Annotated in this window: 20 protein-coding genes; 5 read left to right on the top strand and 15 right to left on the bottom strand. The window is 68.5% G+C overall.

The annotated features are described in order from the left end of the window. Positions 1-35 precede the first annotated feature (35 nt). Positions 36-839 carry an aminoglycoside phosphotransferase family protein gene (locus AC5LXX_RS17420; RefSeq protein ID WP_493412420.1) on the bottom strand — a complete coding sequence of 268 codons (804 nt, stop codon included), beginning with the start codon at positions 837-839 and terminating at the stop codon, positions 36-38. A 243-nt stretch (positions 840-1,082) separates the two neighbouring features. Between AC5LXX_RS17420 and AC5LXX_RS17425 the strand changes: the two genes are divergently transcribed. Continuing rightward, the gene (locus tag AC5LXX_RS17425; protein WP_493412421.1) at positions 1,083-3,203 is read left to right on the top strand and encodes a penicillin-binding protein 1A; all 2,121 of its coding nucleotides are present in this window, start codon (positions 1,083-1,085) and stop codon (positions 3,201-3,203) included. A gap of 8 nt (positions 3,204-3,211) precedes the next feature. After that, positions 3,212-3,823 carry a trimeric intracellular cation channel family protein gene (locus tag AC5LXX_RS17430; protein ID WP_493412422.1) on the top strand — a complete coding sequence of 204 codons (612 nt, stop codon included), beginning with the start codon at positions 3,212-3,214 and terminating at the stop codon, positions 3,821-3,823. Positions 3,824-3,854: 31 nt separating this feature from the next. Here AC5LXX_RS17430 and AC5LXX_RS17435 read toward each other — a convergent pair whose 3' ends face one another. From AC5LXX_RS17435 to AC5LXX_RS17480, 10 genes are all read right to left on the bottom strand, one after another. Continuing rightward, positions 3,855-4,238 (bottom strand): VOC family protein, encoded by a 384-nt coding sequence (locus AC5LXX_RS17435; protein ID WP_493412423.1) that lies wholly within the window; start codon positions 4,236-4,238, stop codon positions 3,855-3,857. 87 nt (positions 4,239-4,325) lie between these two features. Further along, positions 4,326-5,147, bottom strand: coding sequence for a heme ABC transporter ATP-binding protein (locus AC5LXX_RS17440; RefSeq protein ID WP_493412424.1), 822 nt, complete (start codon positions 5,145-5,147; stop codon positions 4,326-4,328). A gap of 20 nt (positions 5,148-5,167) precedes the next feature. Further along, positions 5,168-6,256 carry a FecCD family ABC transporter permease gene (locus AC5LXX_RS17445; RefSeq protein WP_493412425.1) on the bottom strand — a complete coding sequence of 363 codons (1,089 nt, stop codon included), beginning with the start codon at positions 6,254-6,256 and terminating at the stop codon, positions 5,168-5,170. 15 nt (positions 6,257-6,271) lie between these two features. Next, on the bottom strand, positions 6,272-7,189 hold the full coding sequence (locus tag AC5LXX_RS17450) for a heme/hemin ABC transporter substrate-binding protein (RefSeq protein ID WP_493412426.1): 918 nt from the start codon (positions 7,187-7,189) through the stop codon (positions 6,272-6,274). Further along, a complete protein-coding gene (locus AC5LXX_RS17455; RefSeq protein WP_493412427.1) occupies positions 7,186-8,277 on the bottom strand; it encodes a hemin-degrading factor in 1,092 nt (363 codons plus the stop codon). Before AC5LXX_RS17455 ends, AC5LXX_RS17450 begins: the two co-directional genes overlap by 4 nt. A 49-nt stretch (positions 8,278-8,326) precedes the next feature. Next, entirely contained in the window at positions 8,327-10,600 is a 2,274-nt protein-coding gene (locus AC5LXX_RS17460; RefSeq protein ID WP_493412428.1) for a TonB-dependent hemoglobin/transferrin/lactoferrin family receptor, read from the bottom strand. Positions 10,601-10,836: 236 nt separating this feature from the next. After that, positions 10,837-11,064, bottom strand: coding sequence for a hypothetical protein (locus AC5LXX_RS17465; protein WP_493412429.1), 228 nt, complete (start codon positions 11,062-11,064; stop codon positions 10,837-10,839). A 190-nt stretch (positions 11,065-11,254) separates the two neighbouring features. Next, entirely contained in the window at positions 11,255-11,647 is a 393-nt protein-coding gene (locus tag AC5LXX_RS17470) for a DUF6232 family protein (RefSeq protein ID WP_493412430.1), read from the bottom strand. 124 nt (positions 11,648-11,771) lie between these two features. Continuing rightward, complete coding sequence (locus tag AC5LXX_RS17475) at positions 11,772-12,032, bottom strand: DUF2866 domain-containing protein (RefSeq protein WP_011548992.1); 261 nt, start codon at positions 12,030-12,032, stop codon at positions 11,772-11,774. A 208-nt stretch (positions 12,033-12,240) separates the two neighbouring features. Next, positions 12,241-13,398, bottom strand: coding sequence for a porin (locus AC5LXX_RS17480; RefSeq protein ID WP_124451107.1), 1,158 nt, complete (start codon positions 13,396-13,398; stop codon positions 12,241-12,243). A gap of 310 nt (positions 13,399-13,708) precedes the next feature. Here AC5LXX_RS17480 and AC5LXX_RS17485 point away from each other — a divergent pair, with 310 nt between their 5' ends. Further along, on the top strand, positions 13,709-14,515 hold the full coding sequence (locus AC5LXX_RS17485; protein WP_124451110.1) for a MetQ/NlpA family ABC transporter substrate-binding protein: 807 nt from the start codon (positions 13,709-13,711) through the stop codon (positions 14,513-14,515). Positions 14,516-14,651: 136 nt separating this feature from the next. On the opposite strand, the gene AC5LXX_RS17490 is transcribed toward AC5LXX_RS17485, so the two are convergent. The 4 genes from AC5LXX_RS17490 to AC5LXX_RS17505 form a co-directional block, all read right to left on the bottom strand. Further along, positions 14,652-15,767, bottom strand: coding sequence for a succinylglutamate desuccinylase/aspartoacylase family protein (locus tag AC5LXX_RS17490; protein WP_493412431.1), 1,116 nt, complete (start codon positions 15,765-15,767; stop codon positions 14,652-14,654). 226 nt (positions 15,768-15,993) lie between these two features. Beyond that, positions 15,994-16,776, bottom strand: a complete 783-nt coding sequence (locus tag AC5LXX_RS17495; protein WP_493412432.1) for an ABC transporter substrate-binding protein — start codon at positions 16,774-16,776, stop codon at positions 15,994-15,996. Between the two features lie 226 nt (positions 16,777-17,002). Next, positions 17,003-17,923: a LysR substrate-binding domain-containing protein gene (locus AC5LXX_RS17500; protein WP_493412433.1), complete on the bottom strand. Its 921-nt coding sequence runs from the start codon at positions 17,921-17,923 to the stop codon at positions 17,003-17,005. 67 nt (positions 17,924-17,990) lie between these two features. After that, positions 17,991-18,941, bottom strand: coding sequence for a GlxA family transcriptional regulator (locus tag AC5LXX_RS17505; RefSeq protein WP_493412434.1), 951 nt, complete (start codon positions 18,939-18,941; stop codon positions 17,991-17,993). 106 nt (positions 18,942-19,047) lie between these two features. Here AC5LXX_RS17505 and AC5LXX_RS17510 point away from each other — a divergent pair, with 106 nt between their 5' ends. Continuing rightward, complete coding sequence (locus tag AC5LXX_RS17510; RefSeq protein WP_493404545.1) at positions 19,048-19,356, top strand: DUF3817 domain-containing protein; 309 nt, start codon at positions 19,048-19,050, stop codon at positions 19,354-19,356. Further along, positions 19,353-19,754 (top strand): CopD family protein, encoded by a 402-nt coding sequence (locus AC5LXX_RS17515; protein ID WP_493413452.1) that lies wholly within the window; start codon positions 19,353-19,355, stop codon positions 19,752-19,754. Before AC5LXX_RS17510 ends, AC5LXX_RS17515 begins: the two co-directional genes overlap by 4 nt. Positions 19,755-19,756: the final 2 nt, after the last annotated feature.

The following is a 19,756-nucleotide window of genomic DNA, read 5'->3' on the forward strand; positions in this document are numbered from 1 at the left end:
CCGCGACGGCTTGCGTCCCGATTCGGGGCGCGTTGCTACAGGCCGAGTGCCGCTGCTGCCAGCGTCGCAACCTGCAGCCGCGTATCGGGCGGCAGCCCGTCCTCCATCAGCCATACCGCGGACAAGCCTGACCACGCGAGAATCCACTGCAATAGCCGGTGCCGGTCCAACTGCGCGGCGTCGGCCACGACCGTAACGCGCCGCTCGAAACGCACGGGATCTACCGCGATGTCATGCGCGGGATTGCAGAACAGGTTCGCGTAATCGAACGTGCGCTCGCCGCGCAGCGCTTTCGGGTCGATCGCGAGCCAGCCGCGATCGCCGAAATGAAGGATGTTTCCGTGATGGATGTCGCCGTGCAGGACGACTTCGTTGACGGGCGGAGCTGTGTCGGCCAGCAGTCGGCGCGTGATCGCGGCCGAGTGGCGCAACACGTCATGGTCCGCGTCATTCGACAGCAGCGCGCGGAACCAGTCGTGAAGCGGCACGACCTGCGCAGGCGGCCGCGGTGCACGATGCGCGTGCAGCCGCGCGACGACGTCGCATGCGATGCGCATCGTGTCGTCGTCGTGGCCCGCTGCGGACAAGGCGGCCAGCGACGGCGCGGGCTGCGCGCGTTCGAGCAGGATCGCGTCGCCGTCATGCAGCCACACGCGGGCGGCGCCTTGCCCGTTCCACCAGGCCATCAGCGCATTGCCGCGCCGCTCTTCGTCGCACGTGGCGACCTTCAGCATCGCGGGCCGGCCTTGCCAGACGACGGGCAGCAGGCCGCCATTCGCGGTCAGGATCGGGCCGCCGTCGGGAACGAGGCCCCACAGGCCGAGGTATCGATCGAACATCCGACGATGGTACAAGCGAACCGGTTCGCGCGCCCGGCGCGCGCGGCCGCGACGACATGCCGCAGATCCACATACACGGTGCGTGCGGGCCCCGAAGCGCTTTCCTAAATAAAATTTAGCCAGCCAAACTTTGGCTAAAGAATCTTCCGGTTTCGGGTCATCCCTTCGACAATGCGCGCCTTCCGTGACCGGTCGGCGCCCCTCTTGCGCCGGCCGTCGCGGGCACTGAAGAAGGAGCCCGACATGACCGACCACACCGCCAACCCTCCACCGCCACCTGCGCCGCCGCCACGCCGCCGCCGCGTGTGGCGCACGCTCGCGGGCGCGCTGCTGGGTCTGACGCTCGCGTGCGCGGGCATCGGCGCATGGACGATCGATCGCATCTGGACGCAGCTGCCTTCCGTCGAGCATCTGGCCGTCTATCGTCCCGCGCTGCCGCTGCGGATCTTCTCGCGCGACGGCGACCTGCTCGCCGAATACGGCGTCGAGCGGCGCGAGTTCGTGCCGCTCGAACGCATCCCGCCGCTGATGCGTCACGCGCTGCTCGCGGCCGAGGACGCGAAGTTCTACGAGCATGGCGCGGTCGACGTCGGCGGCCTCGCGCGCGCGACGTTCGCGAACGTCGTGACGGGGCAGCCGGGGCAGGGCGGCAGCACGATCACGATGCAGGTCGCGCGCAACTTCTACCTGACGCGCGACAAGGTGCTGAGCCGCAAGCTCGCCGAGATCCTGATGGCGGCCAAGCTCGAACGCGAATACAGCAAGGACAAGCTGCTCGAGCTGTACATGAACGAGATCTACCTGGGCGAGCGCGCGTACGGCTTCGCGGCCGCCGCGAACGTGTATTTCGGCAAGCCGCTCGATGCGCTGAGCGCGGGCGAAGCGGCCGTGCTCGCGGGGCTGCCGAAGGCGCCGTCCGCGTTCAACCCGGTCGTCAACCCGGCGCGTGCGACCGCGCGCCGCAACTACGTGCTCGGCCGCATGCACGCGCTCGGCCAGCTCGACGACGCGACGTATCGCGCGGCCGTCGACGCGCCGATCGCGCTGGCGACCACGCCGCCGCCCGGGATCATCGCGGCGCCGTACGTCGCCGAGCGTGCGCGCCGGATGATGGTCGAGCGGTTTCATGACGACGCGTACACGCTCGGCCTCGACGTGACGACGACGATCTCGATGCGCGACCAGCGCGCGGCCGAAGCGGCGCTCGAGCGCACGCTGAACCGGCAGCCGCGCGTGAAGCGCGATGCGCGCAACGGGCTCGAAGGCGCGCTCGTGTCGCTCGATGCAGCCACCGGCGACATGCTTGCGCTGGTCGGCGGCGCGGATTTCAACCGCAACGTGTTCGACCATGCGCTGCAGGCGTATCGCCAGCCGGGCTCGAGCTTCAAGCCGTTCGTCTATTCGGCGGCGCTGGAGAAGGGCTATTTCCCCGGCGTGCTGGTCGATGACACGCAGCGCACGCTCACGCGCGCGGAAACCGGCGCGCAGCCATGGCGGCCGCGCAATTTCGGCAACCGCTACGAAGGCTTCATTCCGGTGCGGCGCGGGCTCGTGCGCTCGAAGAACCTGGTTGCGGTCAGCCTGATGCAGGCCACCGACGCACGCTACGTGCAGCAGCACGCGGTGCATTTCGGCTTCGACGCGCAGCGCAATCCGGCGTCGCTGCCGCTCGCGCTCGGCGCGGGCGCCGTGACGCCGCTCGAACTCGCGAGCGCGTACAGCGTGTTCGCGAACGGCGGCACGCGGATGGAGCCGCGCCTGATCCTGTCGGTGAAGCAGCGTCACGGCGGCGCGATGTACGAGGCGACCACGCCGTCGGGCGAGCGGGTCGTGTCGGCGCGCAATGCGTTCGTGATGGACAGCATGCTGCGCGACGTCGTGCGGGCCGGTACTGCACGCGGCGCGCTCGCGCTCAGGCGTGACGACGCGGCCGGCAAGACGGGCACGTCGAACGGGTCGAAGGACGTATGGTTCGCCGGCTATTCGTCGGGCATCGTCGCGGTCGCGTGGCTCGGCTACGACACGCCGCGCCCGATGGGGCGCGCGACCGGCGCGACGCTGGCGCTGCCGGTCTGGCTCGACTACATGAAGACGGCCGTCGACGGGCGCACACCGGTCGATGCGACGCCGCCACAGGACGTCGCGCTCGTCGACGGCGACTTCGTCTACGCCGAATACACGCGCGGCACGTGCACGGCCGACGTGCCGGCTTATATCCGCAGCCGCTTCGCATGCGGCGGCATGGCGGCGGTCGATGTGCCGAACGCACAGGGCGGCAACGGCAAGCCTGGCGAACCGATGCCTGCGGCCGTCGATGCGGCCGAGCGCGAACGCGTGCTCGACCTGTTCCGGACCGACGACTGACGCGCACCATGCATACGCTTTATCTGATTGCGATCGTCGCGGAAGCGATGTCGGGCGCGCTGATGGGCATGCGCCGCGGGATGGACCGCTTCGGGCTCGCGCTCGTCGGCGCGGTGACGGCGCTCGGCGGCGGCACCGTGCGCGACGTGCTGCTCGGCCACTATCCGCTCGGCTGGATCGCGCACCCGGAATACCTGGTGATCACGCTGGTCGCGGCGACCGTCGCGTCGTGGGCGGCACGGCACGTCGCACGGATGAAGGCGCTGTTCGTCACCGTCGATGCGATCGGCCTCGCGGCGTTCACGATCATCGGCTGCGACGTCGGCGCGTCGACCGGCACCGCGCCGATCATCGTCGTGCTGGCCGGTGCGATCACGGGCGTCTGCGGCGGGATGCTGCGCGACCTGCTGTGCAACGAGATGCCGCTGATCCTGCGCGAAGAGCTCTATGCGAGCGTCGCGTTCGTCACGGGCGGGCTGTATGTCGGGATGCAGCATCTCGGCATCGACGCGGGTTTCGCGACGATCGTCGCGCTGGCGGCCGGGTTCTCGATGCGGATGCTCGCCGTGCGGCTCGGGTGGAAGATGCGGACGTTCGGCGCGGCGGATCTCGAGCACTGAGTGCTCGCGGCCGCGCCAGCCGCGCCGGAATTCAGTCGGGCTGCATCACCTGAAATACGTTCCCTTCCGGATCGAGCCCGTCGAACATCCGGTACGGGAAGCCGTCGTAGCGCTTGAGATCGCGCACGGTCACGCCGTCGCGGGCGAGCCGGTCGCGATGCGCGGCGATATCGGTGCCGATGCCGAAGACGAGTTTCACGTTGCTGATGTCTGCATTCGTACGCGCAGGCGTGCCCGCATGGCGGAAGGCGGGGCCGGCCAGATGCAGTGCGAGTTCGATCGCGCCCGCGTCGAGCACGACCCATTCGCCGTCGATCTCCTCGATGACCGGTAGCTCGAAATGCCGCTGGTAGAACGCCTTCAGCAGCGCGACGTCACGGACGTACAGGATGATGCGGGTCATCGGAAGCGGCACGTCGGTCTCCTCGAAGGGGATGTGCGGTCGATCTTGATCGAAAGGTGCGGACGATGGCAACGCATCGAGCGATGCGGCGTCCGCGTGCTACGCGGGCACCATCACCGGCGGCGCGCCGTCGCCGGTGTCCACCATCTTCACCGCGAATCCGTAGCACTGCGCGATATGCGCGGGCGTCATCACGTCGCGCGGTGCGCCGTGCGCGACGATCGTGCCGTCGGCGAGCATCGCGATCGTATCCGCGTGCCGCGCGGCGAGGTTTGGATCGTGGACGATCGCCAGCACGCCGAGCCGCCATTCGCGCGCGACTGCGCGCACGGTGTCGAGCAAGCGATGCTGGTGCGCGAGATCGAGCGCGGCGGTCGGCTCGTCGAGCAGCAGGTAGCGCGGGCCGCCTTCCGTCGCGTCGTCGTCCGGCCATAGCTGCGCGAGCACGCGGGCGAACTGCACGCGCGCGAGTTCGCCGCCCGACAGCGTCGTGACGTCGCGGCCGACGAGCGCATCGGCGCCTGCACGCTCGAGTGCCCGCCACGCAATGTCGCGATCGCGGTGCGACGTCGCGCCGCTGCGCCGCGCATGCGGATAGCGGCCGAGCAGCACGATTTCGTCGACGCTGAACGGGAAGGCCGGCTGCGCGGCCTGCGGCAGCACCGCACGCAGGCACGCAAGCCGCGGCGCGTCGATGCGCGCGAGCGGTTCGCCGTTCAGCGTGACGTCGCCCGCCACGCGCACGCCGTTCGGCGCGACGCTGCCGGTCAGTTCGCCGGCGAAGGTCTTCAGCAGCGTGCTCTTGCCCGCGCCGTTGCGGCCGAGCAGCGCGGTCACACGGCCGGGTTCGATCGACAGCGACAGGTTGCGCAGGATCGTGTCGTGCCGGCGGGCGACGTCGAGATGGTGAGCGGTCAGCATGGTTCGTCGTGAAGAAAGGATTACCCGCCGAGCGCACCGCGGCTCTTCCACAGCAGCACGAGGAAGAACGGCGCGCCGAGCAGCGCGGTCAGCACGCCGAGCGGAATGTCGGCCGGTGCGGCGACGGTGCGCGCGGCGAGATCGGCGGCGAGCGTGAGCAACGCGCCGAGCAGTGCGGCGCCGGGCAGCACGATGCGCTGGTCGGGGCCGCACGCGAGGCGCACGCAATGCGGCGCGACGAGCCCGATGAAGCCGATGATGCCCGCGCACGACACCAGCGCGCCGACCGCAAGCGCGACCGCGACGAGCACGCGCCGCTTCAGCCGCTGCACGGGCACGCCGAGGTGCAACGCCTCGGTTTCGCCGAGCTGCAGCGCGTTCAGCGCATCGCGTTCGCGCGCGAGCAGCATGCAGCCGATCGCGACGCATGGCGCGACGGCCGCCAGCGCGGACCATTGCGCGCCGCCGAGACTGCCGAGGCTCCAGAAGGTCAGCGAGCGCAGCTGCGCGTCGTCGGCGACGAACGTGAGCAGCCCGATGGCCGCGCCGACCAGCGCATTGATCGCGATGCCGGCGAGCAGCAGCAGCGGCAGCGCGAGCCGGCCGCGCGACGCGGCGAGCCGGTAGACGAGCGCGGCGACCGCGAGCGCGCCCGCGAACGCGGCGACGGGCAGCGCGGCGGCGCTCGCGTGCGTGGCAAAGAGCGCGGGGCCGAGCACGATCATCGTCGTCGCGCCGAGTGCGGCGCCGCTCGACACGCCGACGAGGCCCGGATCGGCGAGCGGATTGCGGAACAGCGCCTGCATCGCGGCGCCGGTCGCGCCGAAGCCGCCGCCGACCAGCAGCGCGAGCGCGACGCGCGGCGCGCGGATGTCGAACAGCACCGCGCGCGCCTGCTGCGCGGCGGCATCGCCGGTCAGCGCGGCCCACGCTTCCGCGAGCGGAATGCGGTACGCGCCGACACACAGCGCGACGACGGACATCGCGCACACGAGCACGGCGAGCGCGGCCAGCGCGAACGGGGCAACGCGGCGCGACGCGCCGACGCGCGCGGCGCCGGCGCGCGAGGCGGGCGACGGCGTGGTGAAGGGTGAAGCGTGAGCGGGCATCGTGGCGATCCGGAATCAGGCGAGCGCATCCGACAGGCGTCGGTGCAGGGTCGTGACGGCGAGCGGCAGGCGCGGACCGAAGCCGAGCAGGAACAGCGCATCGAGCGACACCACGCGTTGCGCGCGGCCGGCCGGCGTCGCGCTGAAGCCGGGCGTTGCCAGCAGCGCGGCGCGACCGCCGACGGCAGCGAGCCCTTCGTCGGAGATCAGCACGACGTCGGGCGCGGCGGCCGCGAGCGCCTCGGTCGTCAGCGGCTTGTAGTGATCGAAGCCCTGCATCGCATTGCGCGCGCCCGCGTAGCGGATCATCGCGTCAGCGGCCGTGCGCTGGCCGGCGACGAGCGCCTGGGTGCCGGTATGGTTCAGCACGAACAGCACGCGCGGCGGCTGCGCGCCGCCGGGCGCGCGTGCGGCGACCGCGTCACGCGCGGCCTGCCAGTCGCGATTGAAGCGTTGCAGCAGCGCGGTGCCTGCGTCGCGCACGTCGAGCGCCTGCGCGATGCCGGTGATCTTCGCGCGTACCGATTCGACGTCGTGGCGCTCGTCGAACGTCGTGACCGTGACGCCCGCGCTTTTCACCTGCGCGATCGCGGTCGGCGGGCCGGCTTCCGCCGACGCGAGCACGAGATCGGGCCGCAGCGACAGCAGCCCTTCGGCCGACAGCGCGCGCTGGTAGCCGACTTTCGGCAAACGCTTCGCGGCGTCGGGATACGTGCAGGTCGTGTCGGCGCCGACGAGCCGGTAGCGCGGCGTCTCGGCACCGCCGAGCGCGAACGCGGTTTCCGCGAGCGCGCCGCCGATCACGACCACGCGTTTCTGCGCGGCCGAAGCAACCTGCGCGAGCACGCTGCCGGGCAGCGCGCCCGCGAGCGCACCGGCCGCCGCGCCGGCGAGTACTGCGCGGCGGCGCGGATCGAACGGCCGCGCGCTCACCGCGCGTCCCCGCGCGCGGCCGCCGGCAGCGTCGCGACGAGCGCACGCCAGTCGTCGCGTTCGACCTTGCCGGGCTTGCGCTCGCCGAACAGCAGCGCGACGTGGTCGCCCTGCCGGTCGAAAAGTTCGAGCGACGTGACGATGCCGTCGCTCGTCGGCTTCTTCACGACCCAGGCGGCGGCGATCAGGTCCTCGCGCACATGCAGGTTGAAGTCGGGGTCGAGCACGTTGATCCACGCGCCGACCTCGCGCACGTTCGCGACGGGGCCCGTGTGGATCTGGATCATCCCTGCGTTGCCGACGAACACCATGATCGGCTGGCCGCTTCGTGCCGCCTGCTGGAGCACGTGGCGCAGCGCACGCGCGGTCTCGACCGGATACGCATAGCGCGGCTCGGCAAGGCGCAGCGCCTGCATGCGGCTCACGCCGAAGCGCTGCGTGATGCCGAAGAACTGGTGCGTGTCGGTCATCGCGTCCCACGCGGCGCGGAAGCCCGCGACGTCGATCTCGGTATCGGCGCGCTCGGGCGTTTTCGGTACGGCGGGCGCGACGTCGAGGCCCGGCTCCTGCGACGGTGCGCGCCAGCGTTCGACGAACGCGTCGTACGCCGCATGGTCGCTGTGCGCGCGCAGGTACACCTTGTGGATCGCATGGCCTTGCGCGTCGAAGAACTGCAGGCTCTTCAGCGGGCCGTGCGCGGTTTCGTCGCGCACCGCGAACGCCGACACCCAGTGGCGATAGAAGATGCGCAGGTCGATATTGCCGAGCGCGAGGCCGACGGGGCCGTCATGGCTCATCTGCGCATATTCGCCGTCCTTCTCGTGGACGGCCGTGTCGTTGCGCGTGAGCGCCATCACGCGGCCGAGGCGCGGCATTTCCTCGAACATCGCCGGAAAGCGCGCGTCGAGCCGCACGACGTGCTCGCCGACGAACGCGGCGAGCGCCTCGCCTTCGCTGACGCCGAGCGCCTGTGCGACGTCGCGGTTGCGCAGCTGGCGCTCGGTCTTGAGCTTGATGAACGCGTCGCGCAGTGCGGCGGCCGCGCGGGCCGGCGTGGCCGGTTGACCGGGAAGGGCGGATTGCATCATGTCGGACTCCTTCGTGTAACGGTTGGGGTGGTTGCGCGGGCGGCGCGCATCAGAAATCCACTTTCATGCTGACGGCGACCGTGCGACCGGGCGACGAATACGCATCGAGCACCTGCGAATCGGCCGCGATGCCGCGCACGTCCGACCAGTTCCAGTACTTGCGGTCGAACAGGTTGCGGATGCCGATCGTCGCGCTCACGTGCTTGTTGAAGCGATAGCCGCCGCGCAGGTCGACGACGAACGACGACGGCGGCGTGAAGCACGCCTTGTTCGAGCAGTCGGACTTGTCGACGTCCTTGTCGCGTTTCGCGGCCTGGAACAGCAGGTCGCCCTGCACGAACCAGCGTTCGCCGGGCTCATAGCGCACGCCGAATACGGCCGAGAACGGGTTGACGGTGTTGAGCGGCTGGCTGGCCGCGCCGTCGTTCTGCGTCGAGCCCTTCGTGAACGCCATCGCTGTCTTCAGCGTGATGCCGTTCGGCATCGCCCATTCGGCGCGGCCGTCGAGGCCGTGGATACGTGCGTCGGCGAAGTTCACGTACTGGAACACGAACGGGTCGGCCGGCCGGCCGCTGCCCGCGATCGTCGTGCGCGAGATGAAGTTGCGGTAGCGACCCGTGAACGCGGCCGCGCTGTAGCGCACGACGCCGTAGCCGGTGCCGGTGCCGGCCTTGCCGCGCAGGCCGGCTTCGAACGTGTCGCTCGTCTCGGGTTTCAGGTTCGGGTTGCCGATCGACGTGTAGCCGTACACGGGGTTCGAGAAACTGCTGTTCACCTGATCGGGCGTCGGCGCGCGGAAGCCGTGCGCGTACTGCACGTACGGTATGACCGCCGGCGTGATCTCGTAGAGCACGGCGACGCGCGGCGACAGTTCGTTCGCGCTCGTCGACACGGCCTTGCCGGTGAACAGCGGATCGTTTTCGGTCGGGCTCAGCCGGTACGTGTCGAAGCGCAGGCCCGGCGTGACGAGCAGGCGGCCGTAGCCGATCTGGTCCTGCACGAACGCGCCGAACAGCGTGTAGTCGGTGTCCGGGAATGCCTTGTTCGGGAACGCCTCGCCGACGCCCGGCACCGTGCCGTCGCGCAGGTTCGTCACGCGCGACAGGCTGCCGTCCACGCCATACAGCAGCTTGTGCGCGAACGGGCCGGTCGCGAACCCGCTTTCGGCGAACGCGGAGCCGCCGAACGTGCGTTCCTTGTACTGGTTGTCGCGCGAGCGCGAAGGCTGCCTGCCGCGCGTCTCGAACGCGTACTGGTCCTGCTTCGCGTCCTGGTAGTAGAACTGCACGTGCGCGGTCTGGAACCAGCGGAACGCGTCGTCGCGGAAGTCGTAGTCGACGCTGAAGCGGTTGCGCTCGAGGCGGTCGTGGGTCGTGAGGCCGAGCGTGGCCGGCGCATTGATCGCGGACAGCACGTCGGTGCTCACGCGACGCTGCACCGTCTCGGCGGTGAACTTGATCGTGTCGCGCGTGGTGGGCGTCAGCACGAGCTTGCCGAGCAGCGATTCCGAATAGACGTCCTGCGGGTTCGACGTCGTGCGCAGCGTGCTCGCCGAGTTGTTGCTGCCGCGCGTGTCGACCTCGTGGCCGCGCCGGCCGTCGGCGATGATCATCCCCTGGATGCGATCGTTGCCGCCCGCGGCCGATACGGTCGCGCCGATGCTGCGGTCGGCCGAGTCGTAGCTCGGCCGGAACGAGAAGTAATAGGGCTTGTTGTAGACCGACAGCAGGTCGCGCGGATCCTTCGTGATGAAGTTCACCGCGCCGGTCAGGCCGTCGCTGCCGTACAACGCCGACGCCGGCCCGCGCAGGATTTCGATGCGCTTGAGCGTGTCGAGATCGGCGTAGTCGCCGCGCCCCGCTTCGAGCGGGCCGAACGAGAACGCGCTCGGCAGGCGGATGCCGTCTTCCATCAGCAGCACGCGATTGCCTTCGAGGCCGCGGATGTTGATGCTCGAATCGCCGTCGCGGCCGCCGCCGAGCGCGGCGCTGCCGGGCCGGTACGCGGTGCGGCGCACCGTGATGCCGGGCTCGTAGCGCAGCGCGTCCTTGATGTTGGTGGCCTGCTGTTCCTCGAGATCCTCGTCGGTGATCACCGACACGGACGCCGCCGTGCGGCTCGCAGCGGTGGCCGTGCGGGTGGCCGTGACGGTGACGGGGTCGAGCAGCGCCGCATCGCCGCGTGCGGATGCGGCGACGAGGACGGTGGAAGGCAGGGTGGCGCCTTGCGGCGACGAATCGGCGTGAGCCGTGGCGGCGGACAGGCCGAACGCGCCGAACAGCGCGGCACAGATCGGCCGCCGCGCCAGCGTATAGCAATGCACAGGTGGTCTCCCATTGACGATAACAAGCCCGAAGGCTGGCTGGGTGACGCGTTCACCTGGCTGGCCCGTTTGCGCGCGGCAGGCGGCAAACGGCGAATTGAAAGGCAACTGACAACTTTACCAGTGTAAATGAGAATTATTATCAATACAAGGACGAAACACGGCGCACGTGAGTGAGCGCTCGCCTGCGGCCGGCGCGAGCCGCGGCGGGGCATTCCGGGGAAATCGCCGGCCGGTCAGGCCAGCGACTCGATACGGATCAGCAGGTTGCGCGCGTGCGAGATGAACGCATCGTGCGTCGCGCGATCGCTGTGGACGTCGAGGCCCGCCTGCTCGGCGAACACGATCTGTTCGGTGTAGAGGTCGACGAGCGCACGGCGTGCGTCAGGGGGAAGCGCGCGGATCATCGACACGATCAGCAGCTCCTGGGCGCGGAGCGTGCCGGACAGCGATTGAACGTTCATGCTGGCCTCCTCGGACGATGCGGCGGCGAGCCGCTCTTTCCATACTAGGCGGTCGGCGCATGCAACGCAGGCGCGAGGCAGGCGATCACGTGGAGGAATGCGAGTCGACGGGAACGCCACGCGCGACGAAATGCGTCGCGCGCGGACGGCAATCGCGGATCGAAGCGTGCAGCGTGCGCTGCGAACGGACTCAGCCGGCGGGACTGGCGGCCTTCGCGGCCTGCGCATCGCGCACGACCTGCGCGACGCGTTCGACGAACTCGGGGTCGGCGCTCGACAGCGCTTCGCGCTGGCCGTCGGGCATCTCGACCATCAGCCGGTACGTGATGTCCTGCGTGGCCCACGAGAGATAGCCGACGACGACGAGCATCACGCCGACGACGAGCGCGGCGCTCGACGCGCCGATGCCGCCGGCGACGGCAGTGGCCGCGCCGATCAGCGAGATCAGCGACGGAACGAGGCGGTTCTTCGGAATCTTGACGACGTCGACCTGGCGGATGTCACGCAGTGCGAATACCTGCCCTGAGGCCGACAGGCCGTTGCGCGTGACCATGACGCCACGTTCGTTGAATGCGTTTTCCATCGTGTGTTGCGTGGACGAAAACGCGCAGCGTAGCAGGTTTCATTGCCGCGTCAAACGAGACCGACTGCCGCACGATGCGTGCGGCAGGGCCGGAAGACTGGAAGCGGGTGGCGCGGGAAGGCGTTCAGAACTGCAGCCGGCCGTCGCCGTAAAGCCGGCCCGGCACGTGCGAGGCGACGACCTCGGCGATCTCTTCGTCGGTCGATTCGGCCGGCACGATCTGGCGCCGCGCGGGCGCGTCGAGGTGCATCGTCCATTCGACGAGCCGATACGGGCGGCCCCATGGCCGCTGCATTTCAACCGAGACGCGGCAACTCTGGACCGGCAGCGAGTGTTGGCACGTCAGAATCGCGTGCAGATGGCTGAAAACGGTATCTTCGATCATCATGGCCTCCGATCCTGTCTTGTGGGCAATCGATGGCGGCGCCGTCGGCGTGTCTAAAAAAAAAGCCGCCGATGCTCAGGCGGCCAACAGGGGGGGTGAGAGCATCCTCTCAGCCCAGAATTAAGCGAAACTTAAAAGCCCATAAAAAAGCGCCCCGCGTGGAGCGGGGCGCTTCTTGCCGTCGTGATCCGCGAGTTAAGCGGATGCTTTAGAACTTGTGACGGATACCGATACGTGCGGCGATCTGGTTCTTCGAACCCGTGCCCGACGTGTTGAAGTAGCTCGTGCTCGAGCCGATCTGCGCTTGCACGCCCTTGCCCGAAGCCTGCTGGTACACGACCAGGCCGTACACGTCCGTACGCTTGCTGAGTGCGTAGTCGGCGATACCGTTGACCTGGTTCCAGTGCCACGAGTTGCCGTTCTGCGTCGCGTTCGTGTACGTGTAGCCGAGGCCGCCCGACAGTGCCGGCGTGAAGGCGTACTTCGCGCCTGCTTCGTAGGCGTTGTAGAACGTGCCGCCCGCGCCCGAAACGGTCGAGAACTGCGTACGCGTCCACAGCAGCCATGCCGTTGCCGGGCCCCAGACGTAGCGGCCACCGACGCCGTACGTGCGCAGGTCGCGGACGTTGCCCGTGCTCAGGTTCGCGATCGTCGTCGAGAAGCCCGGCGTCGACTGGCTCGGGTAGCGGATGTCCGTGTACGCCGCGCCGACCGAGACCGGGCCGTTCGCGTAGTTCAGGCCGAAGCTGTATGCGCGCGACGAGCCTGCGGTCGTCGTCGTGCCCGTCGTCGTGGCCGGTGCGCCGGCGAAGTCCGTCGAGTTCGAGAAGCCGTACAACGCGCCGAACGTGAAGCCCGAGTAGTTCGCGCTCTGGAACTTCACGGCGTTGTTGATGCGGCTCGACGTGAGCTGGTCGATGTCGTTGACGTGGTACGCGTAGTTACCCGCGACGGTGTTGCCGCCCGTCGAGTAGTTCGAACCGAGGATGTCGGTCGAGAACGAGTACTGGCGGCCGAACGTGACCGTGCCGTATTGCGACTGGCTCAGGCCGACGTAAGCCTGGCGGCCGAAGATCGCGCCACCCTGGCCGATCGTGCCGTTGCCGCTGTTGAAGCCGTTTTCGAGCACGAAGATCGCCTTCAGGCCGCCACCGAGGTCTTCGGTGCCGCGCAGGCCCCAACGGCTGCCCTGGGCAACGCCGTCGTCATACTTGAACAGCTTGCCCGTGCCGCCGTTGGCGGTCTTGCTGTGGTTCACGTAGCTGATACCGGCATCGATGACGCCGTACAGCGTCACGCTGCTTTGTGCGTGCGCCGTGCCGGCCGTTGCTGCCAAGACGGCGATGGTCAACAGTTTCTTGTTCAAAGGATTCTCCGAGCGAATGAATGGCGTGTCCAGTTGCGGTTCCGGCGCTCTCTCTGGGCGCTTTCACGGACCGGCGGCAACTTTATCGGCGGGCCACGTAATGAATATGACAGCGACTGTCATATGAAGAATGTGTGGCGCCGATGCGACACTGAATTCTGCCCGGGTTGTATAGCGGGGGTTATACCGATTTCGGCTGTCATTCGATTCCGAGCCGGAATATGCACATGAAATAAGCTTGGTTTGCGGCGCCTGCGCGCCATGCCACGATCCGTCCTCCAACAAACGACATGGGACAAGAGGACACCACATGCGACGCTCGATTCTGACCGGCCTCGGCGCACTCGCCGCCGCGCTGGCATTCGCCGCACCCGGCGCGCACGCCGATTCGCAAACGCTGAAGATCGGCACGATGAGCGGCCCCGACGCACAGATCTGGACCGAAGTGACGAAGGTCGCCGCGCGCGAAGGGCTCGCGATCAAGGTCATCGAATTCAACGACTACGTGCAGCCGAACGCGGCGCTCGATGCGGGCGATCTCGACGCGAACGGCTTCCAGCACCAGCCGTTCCTCGACAGCCAGATCAAGCAGCGCGGCTACAAGATCGTGAACGTCGGGCTCACCTACACCGCGCCGATGGGCTTCTATTCGAAGAAGCTCAAGTCGCTGAAGGACTTGCCGGTGGGCGCGAAGGTCGGGATCCAGAACGACCCGTCGAACGGCAACCGCGCGCTGCTGCTGCTGCAGAAGTACGGGGTGATCAAGCTGAAGCCAGGCGTCGGCGCGAACGGCGTGAACGCGACGCCGCTCGACATCGCCGAGAACCCGAAGAAGATCAAGATCGTCGAGCTTGATTCCGCGCAACTGCCGCGCGCGCTGCCCGACGTCGATGCCGCGTCGATCAACACCGACTACGCGGTGAAGGCCGGGCTCACGCCGGTGAAGGATGCGATCGCGATCGAGGATCTGCGCGGCCCGTACGCGAATCTGATCGCGGTGCGCGCGCAGGACAAGGACAAGCCGTGGGTGAAGAAGCTCGTCGCGGCCTATGAATCGGACGACGTGCGCAAGTTCATCGACCAGAAGTTCGGCGGTGCGATCGTGCCGGCCTTCTGATCGGTCTTCACGCTGAACGGCCGGCGGCCTGAGCGGCCGCCGCGCCACGCTCTCCGGAAAGCAAATCGCCCGCGCAAGCGGGCGATTTCGTTGGTGCGTGCGATGCGCGCCGTGACCGGGCGCGCGGGCCGGCCGCTCAGGCCGACAGCAGCGAACCCGTACGGATCGCAGTCGCGCCGGCGATCCGTGCGACTTCCATGCCGGCCGTCGCGAAGCGCACGATCTGGCGCGCGTACAGCACGCCCGATACGCTGCTCTTCAACGTGACGACGCGATCGGTCAGCGGGTCGACGATGTCGGCCACGGCCTCGCCGGCCTCGATCATCGCGCCGACCGGCGTGCGGAACACGATCACGCCCGACACGGGCGCGACGAGCGGATCGGTGCCCGCGAGCGGCGTGGCCGGATGCGCGAGCGGCGGCAGCGGCGCCGGCGTGCCGTCGACAACGCCGCGCTCGGTCAGGTATTCGACGATCGCCTGTGCATCCTTTTCGGCGAACTCGTAGGACACGTCGCGTTCGCTACGCAGTTCCACCGTGACGGAAATCGCGCCGTTCGGGATCGGGAAGCGGTCGCCGAAGCGGTTGCGCAGATCCGACCAGCAGAAGCTGTGGATTTCGTCGAACGGATTGCCGACCGAATTCAGCGCGAGCAGCGACGCCTGTGCGTCGAGATAGCGCGACAGCGGCTCGACGTCCGGCCACAGGTCGGGATTCGTGTAGAGGTGCATCACCGCATCGCTGTCGCAGTGCAGGTCGAGCACGATATCGGCGTCGAACGACAGCTTCTGCAGCGCGAGGCGCTGCGAGTCGAGCTCGGTGCGCGGCTTCTGCTCGTCGAGCGCTTCGCGCATCGCGGCGCGCACGGCGACGAGGTTGCGTTGCGCATCGTTCGTGAGGTGGTGTTCGACGCGCGGCAGCACCAGTGCCGCGAGATCGTAGAAATTGCGGTTGAAGTTCTGCATCGAGCCGAGCTCGAAGCGGCCGAGATGATCGCCGAACACGTGCTGCGACAGGCCGATCGGGTTCGGCACGGGCACGATCACGACTTCGCCGCGCAGCTTGCCGGCCGTCTCGAGCGCGGCGATCTTGCGGCGCAGCAACGTGGCGACCAGCATGCCGGGCAGTTCGTCCGCGTGCAGCGACGACTGGATGTAGACCTTCTTGCCGCCGCGCGGGCCGTAGTGGAAGCTCGTGATCTGTCGTTCGGTGCCGACGGCGGGGGAAATCAGCGGATGGGTCTGCGTTTGCATGATGAGGGGAGTGCGGCGCAGCCGCGAATGATCCGGTGTGCGTGGAAGATCGATTGTACGTTGCCTTCCTCGCCGCCATCAAACCGGCGCCAGAACATTGCGTTTTCCGTTGTGAATCATCAGGTTGGCGCGGAAAAAATAACGTTGCATCCGCCGCGCGCGCAAACGAAACGGGCGCCTCGCGGCGCCCGTTCCGTTGCGGCGCATGGTGCGCCGGCTGGCCGTGTTACTTGCCGTAGACGTCGAAATCGAAGTACTTCTTCGCGATCTTGTCGTACGTGCCGTCCTTGCGCATGCCGGCGATCGCGCCGTCGATCTTCGACTTCAGGTCGGTGTCTTCCTTGCGCAGGCCGATGCCGGCACCGTTGCCGAGCGTCTTCGGATCGTCGATATCCTTGCCGGCGAAGTCGAAGTTCGCGCCGCGCGGCGTCTTCAGGAAGCCGATCTCGGCCTGCACCGCGTCCTGCAGCGCGCCGTCCAGACGGCCCGAGATCAGGTCGGCGTAGACCTGGTCCTGGTTCTGGTAAGGCACGACGTTCACGCCCTTCGAGGCCCAGTACGTCTTCGCGTAGGTTTCCTGGATCGTGCCCTGCTCGACGCCGACCGACTTGCCCTTCAGCGATTCAGCCGTCGGCAGCAGGCCCGTGCCCTTCTTCGTGACGAGGCGCGTCGGCGTGTTGAACAGCTTCGCCGAGAAGGCGATCTGCTCCTGACGCGCCGGCGTCATCGACATCGACGACAGCACGCCGTCGAACTTGCGGGCCTTCAGCGCCGGGATCATCCCGTCGAAGTCGTTTTCGATCCACACGCACTTTGCGTTGATGCGGCGGCAGATTTCGTTGCCGAGATCGACGTCGAAACCCACAACCTTGCCGTCAGCGCCTTTCGATTCGAAAGGCGGGTAGCTCGCGTCGACGCCGAACCGCACGGTCGACCAGTCCTTTGCGTACGCGCCGCCAGCCGATACGGCGAGCAGGGCAACGGTCACAGCCGCAAGAATCTTTTTCACCAGGTGACTCCTCGTTTTGTTCGATGGGTGCGCGGTTGTGCCGCGCCGTAAGCCTTCGGTCCGCCGCGGTTTCGCGTCGGACTGTCCGTTTCGCCCACCCGATGCGGGCGCGCGACGTGCGGAAGATTATCAAGACAAAATACCGGAAGGGCGCCTAGGACAAGCCCCGATACCGGGCCCGGCGGCGGCGCGTCGCGGGCGCCGCCGTTTCAGACACAGGAACGATTCAGCCGAGCGTTTCGTTGACCGCGCGCTGCAGGCACGTGACGAATTGCGATACGGCGGGCGTGGGCAGCAGGTCGCGCCGCGCGATGATCGACAGGTCGAAGCGCGGCATGCTTTCGTCGAGTTCGGCCGTGCGGATGCCGAGCGGCGCGACCATCTCGGCCAGCGGCCGCGTGAAGCAGCCGATCACGTCGGAGCGCGCGACGAGCCCGAGCGTCACCGCGAACGACATCGGCGAGCGCAGCAAACGTTTCGGCAGCGGCAGCCCGTGCGTCTCGAACATCCCGACCATCACGCTGTGCGGAAACTGTTCGGCGCCGACAGTGACGATCCACTCGGCATCGAGCAGTTCCTCTAAACGGCGCGCATGCGCGAGCGGATGGCCGTCGCGCATCACGATCGTGAATTCGGTCGACAGCAGCGGCGATTGCGTGAAATCACGGTCGAGCGCGGGCACATGGTGCATCGCAGCGATGTCGAGCGTGCCGTTGCGCAACTGCGCGAGCGCGTCGGGCACCGTCACCTCCTCCAGATGCAGGCTCACGTTCGGCATCGACCGGCGGAAGGCCGTGACCGCATGCGGCAGCGCGGTTAGCGCGATCGACGGCATCGTGCCGACCGCGACGCGCCCCGCCATCTCGCCCTTCACCTGCTCGACGGCCTCGACCGTGCGGCGGATGTCGCCGAGCAGCTGCTCGGCGCGCGGCAGCAGCGCCTGGCCGCACGCGGTCAGCTCGACGCCGCGCACGCTGCGCGCGAGCAGCTCCGCGTTGAGCGCCGTTTCGAGCTCGCGGATCGTATGCGTGATCGCGGGTTGCGTGACGCCGAGTTCGCGCGCGGCAGCGCGCAGGCTCTTGAGGTGCGCGGCGGAGACGAACGCCTGGAGCTGCGCGATGTTCAGGGGGTTGCGGATGCGGGTCATCGGTCGGGTCCGGTTGGCGCGGGAGGGGGCGACGGTTTCATGCCTTACGTAGCGATCCTGATGAAGGTCACGCGCCGGCGCGTGCGCGGAACGTCTGGCGATAGCGCTGCGGCGACGTGCCGACGATGCGTGCGAACCGCTCGCGAAACGCGGTGACCGAGCCGAACCCGGCTTCCGTCGCGACATGCTCGATCGACAGTTCCGTCACTTCCAGCAACTGCTGTGCGTGCCTGACGCGAGCGGTCTGCAGCCATTGCCGCGGCGACGTGCCGGTCTGCTCCTGGAAACGCCGCGTCAGCGTGCGCACGCTCGTCGACGCCTTGCGGGCCATCGCGTCGAGCGTGAGCGGCTTGCGCAGGTTCGCCTGGAGCCAGTCCATCAGGTCCTGCAACCCGTCGCCGCCGGCCGGCCATTCGGGCGCGATGAACTGCGCCTGCCCGCCTTCGCGCACGCGCGGCGCGACCGCGCTGCGTGCGGCGTCGACGGCCACCGCCGCGCCGTAGTCGGCCTGGATCATGTGCAGGCACAGGTCGAGGCCGGCCGCCGCGCCGGCCGACGTCAGGATCTGCCCGTTGTCGACGAACAGCACGTTGGGATCGACGTCGACGTCCGGATAGCGGCGCGCGAGTTCGGCGGCCGCGAGCCAGTGTGTCGTCGCGCGCAGTCCGTCGAGCAACCCGGCTTCCGCGAGCACGAACGCGCCGCTGCAGATCGACGCGATCCGGCAGCCGCGCGCGGCCGCCGCGCATAACGCCGCGAGCACGCGGCGCGACGTCGGGGCGAGCGGCACGGACGTGCCGGGGACCATGATCGTATCGGCATCGGCCAGTGCGTCGAGACGAAACGGCGGGCGCAGCTCGAACAGGTCGCCGGCGACGCGCGGCTGCTCGCTGCACACGCGCACGCGGTAGGCAGGCGCGCCGCCGCCGGGCAAGCACACGCGCGCGAACGTGTCGCATGCGACGCCCAGGTCGAACGGCACGACTTCGGGCAAAGCGAGAACGGCGACCGTGTGCATGACATCCGAGGCCGTGGCCAGAATCCGTTGAAAGATGTCATTCTAGCCAATGGCTCGAACCCGCACCACACGGGACAATCGCGGCGGATCAACCTGGAGCCTGCCGATGAAACAAGACGATCGCAATGCGTTGCGGAACCTGCAGTACCTGTCGCTGCTCGAGGCGGCCACGCTCGTCGTGCTCGTGTGCGTCGCCGTGCCGCTCAAGCATCTGGCCGGCTATCCGGCCGCGGTATCGATCATGGGCCCGGTGCATGGGATCGCGTTCGCGATGTACGTGTGGGCGGTCGTCGGCACCGCGTCGAGCGGGCTGTGGAGCCGGGGCGAGGTCGCGCGGCTCGTGCTGTCGGCCGTCGTGCCGTTCGCGGGGCTGGCGAGTGCGGGATGGATCGCGCGCAAGCGGCACGCACGATGATCTACCTGGAACTGAAGGCCGTGCACGTGGCGGCCGTCGTCACGTTCGTCGGCGGGCTGCTGATGTTGTCCGTCGGTATCAGGATCGCGAACCTCGCCGTGCATCGCGCGGTGCGGCGCTGGGATCGCACGGTGACGGCGCCCGCGCTTGCGCTCGTGTGGATCACGGGGATCGCGATCGCGCTGAACGGTCACTGGTTCGGTGCCGCGTGGCTGTCGGTGAAGCTGGTGGTGGTCGTCGCGCTGTCGGCACTGCACGGGATGCTGGCCGGCACGCTGCGGCGCATGGAGCGTGACGATCTGGTTGTCGTGCCGGCACCGTGGCTCGGGCACGCAGCGGGCGCGGTCGTGGCCGCGACGGCGATAGTCGTCGGGCTGGTCGTGGTCAAGCCGTTCTGATG

The organism is Burkholderia torrens, from assembly GCF_984668525.1.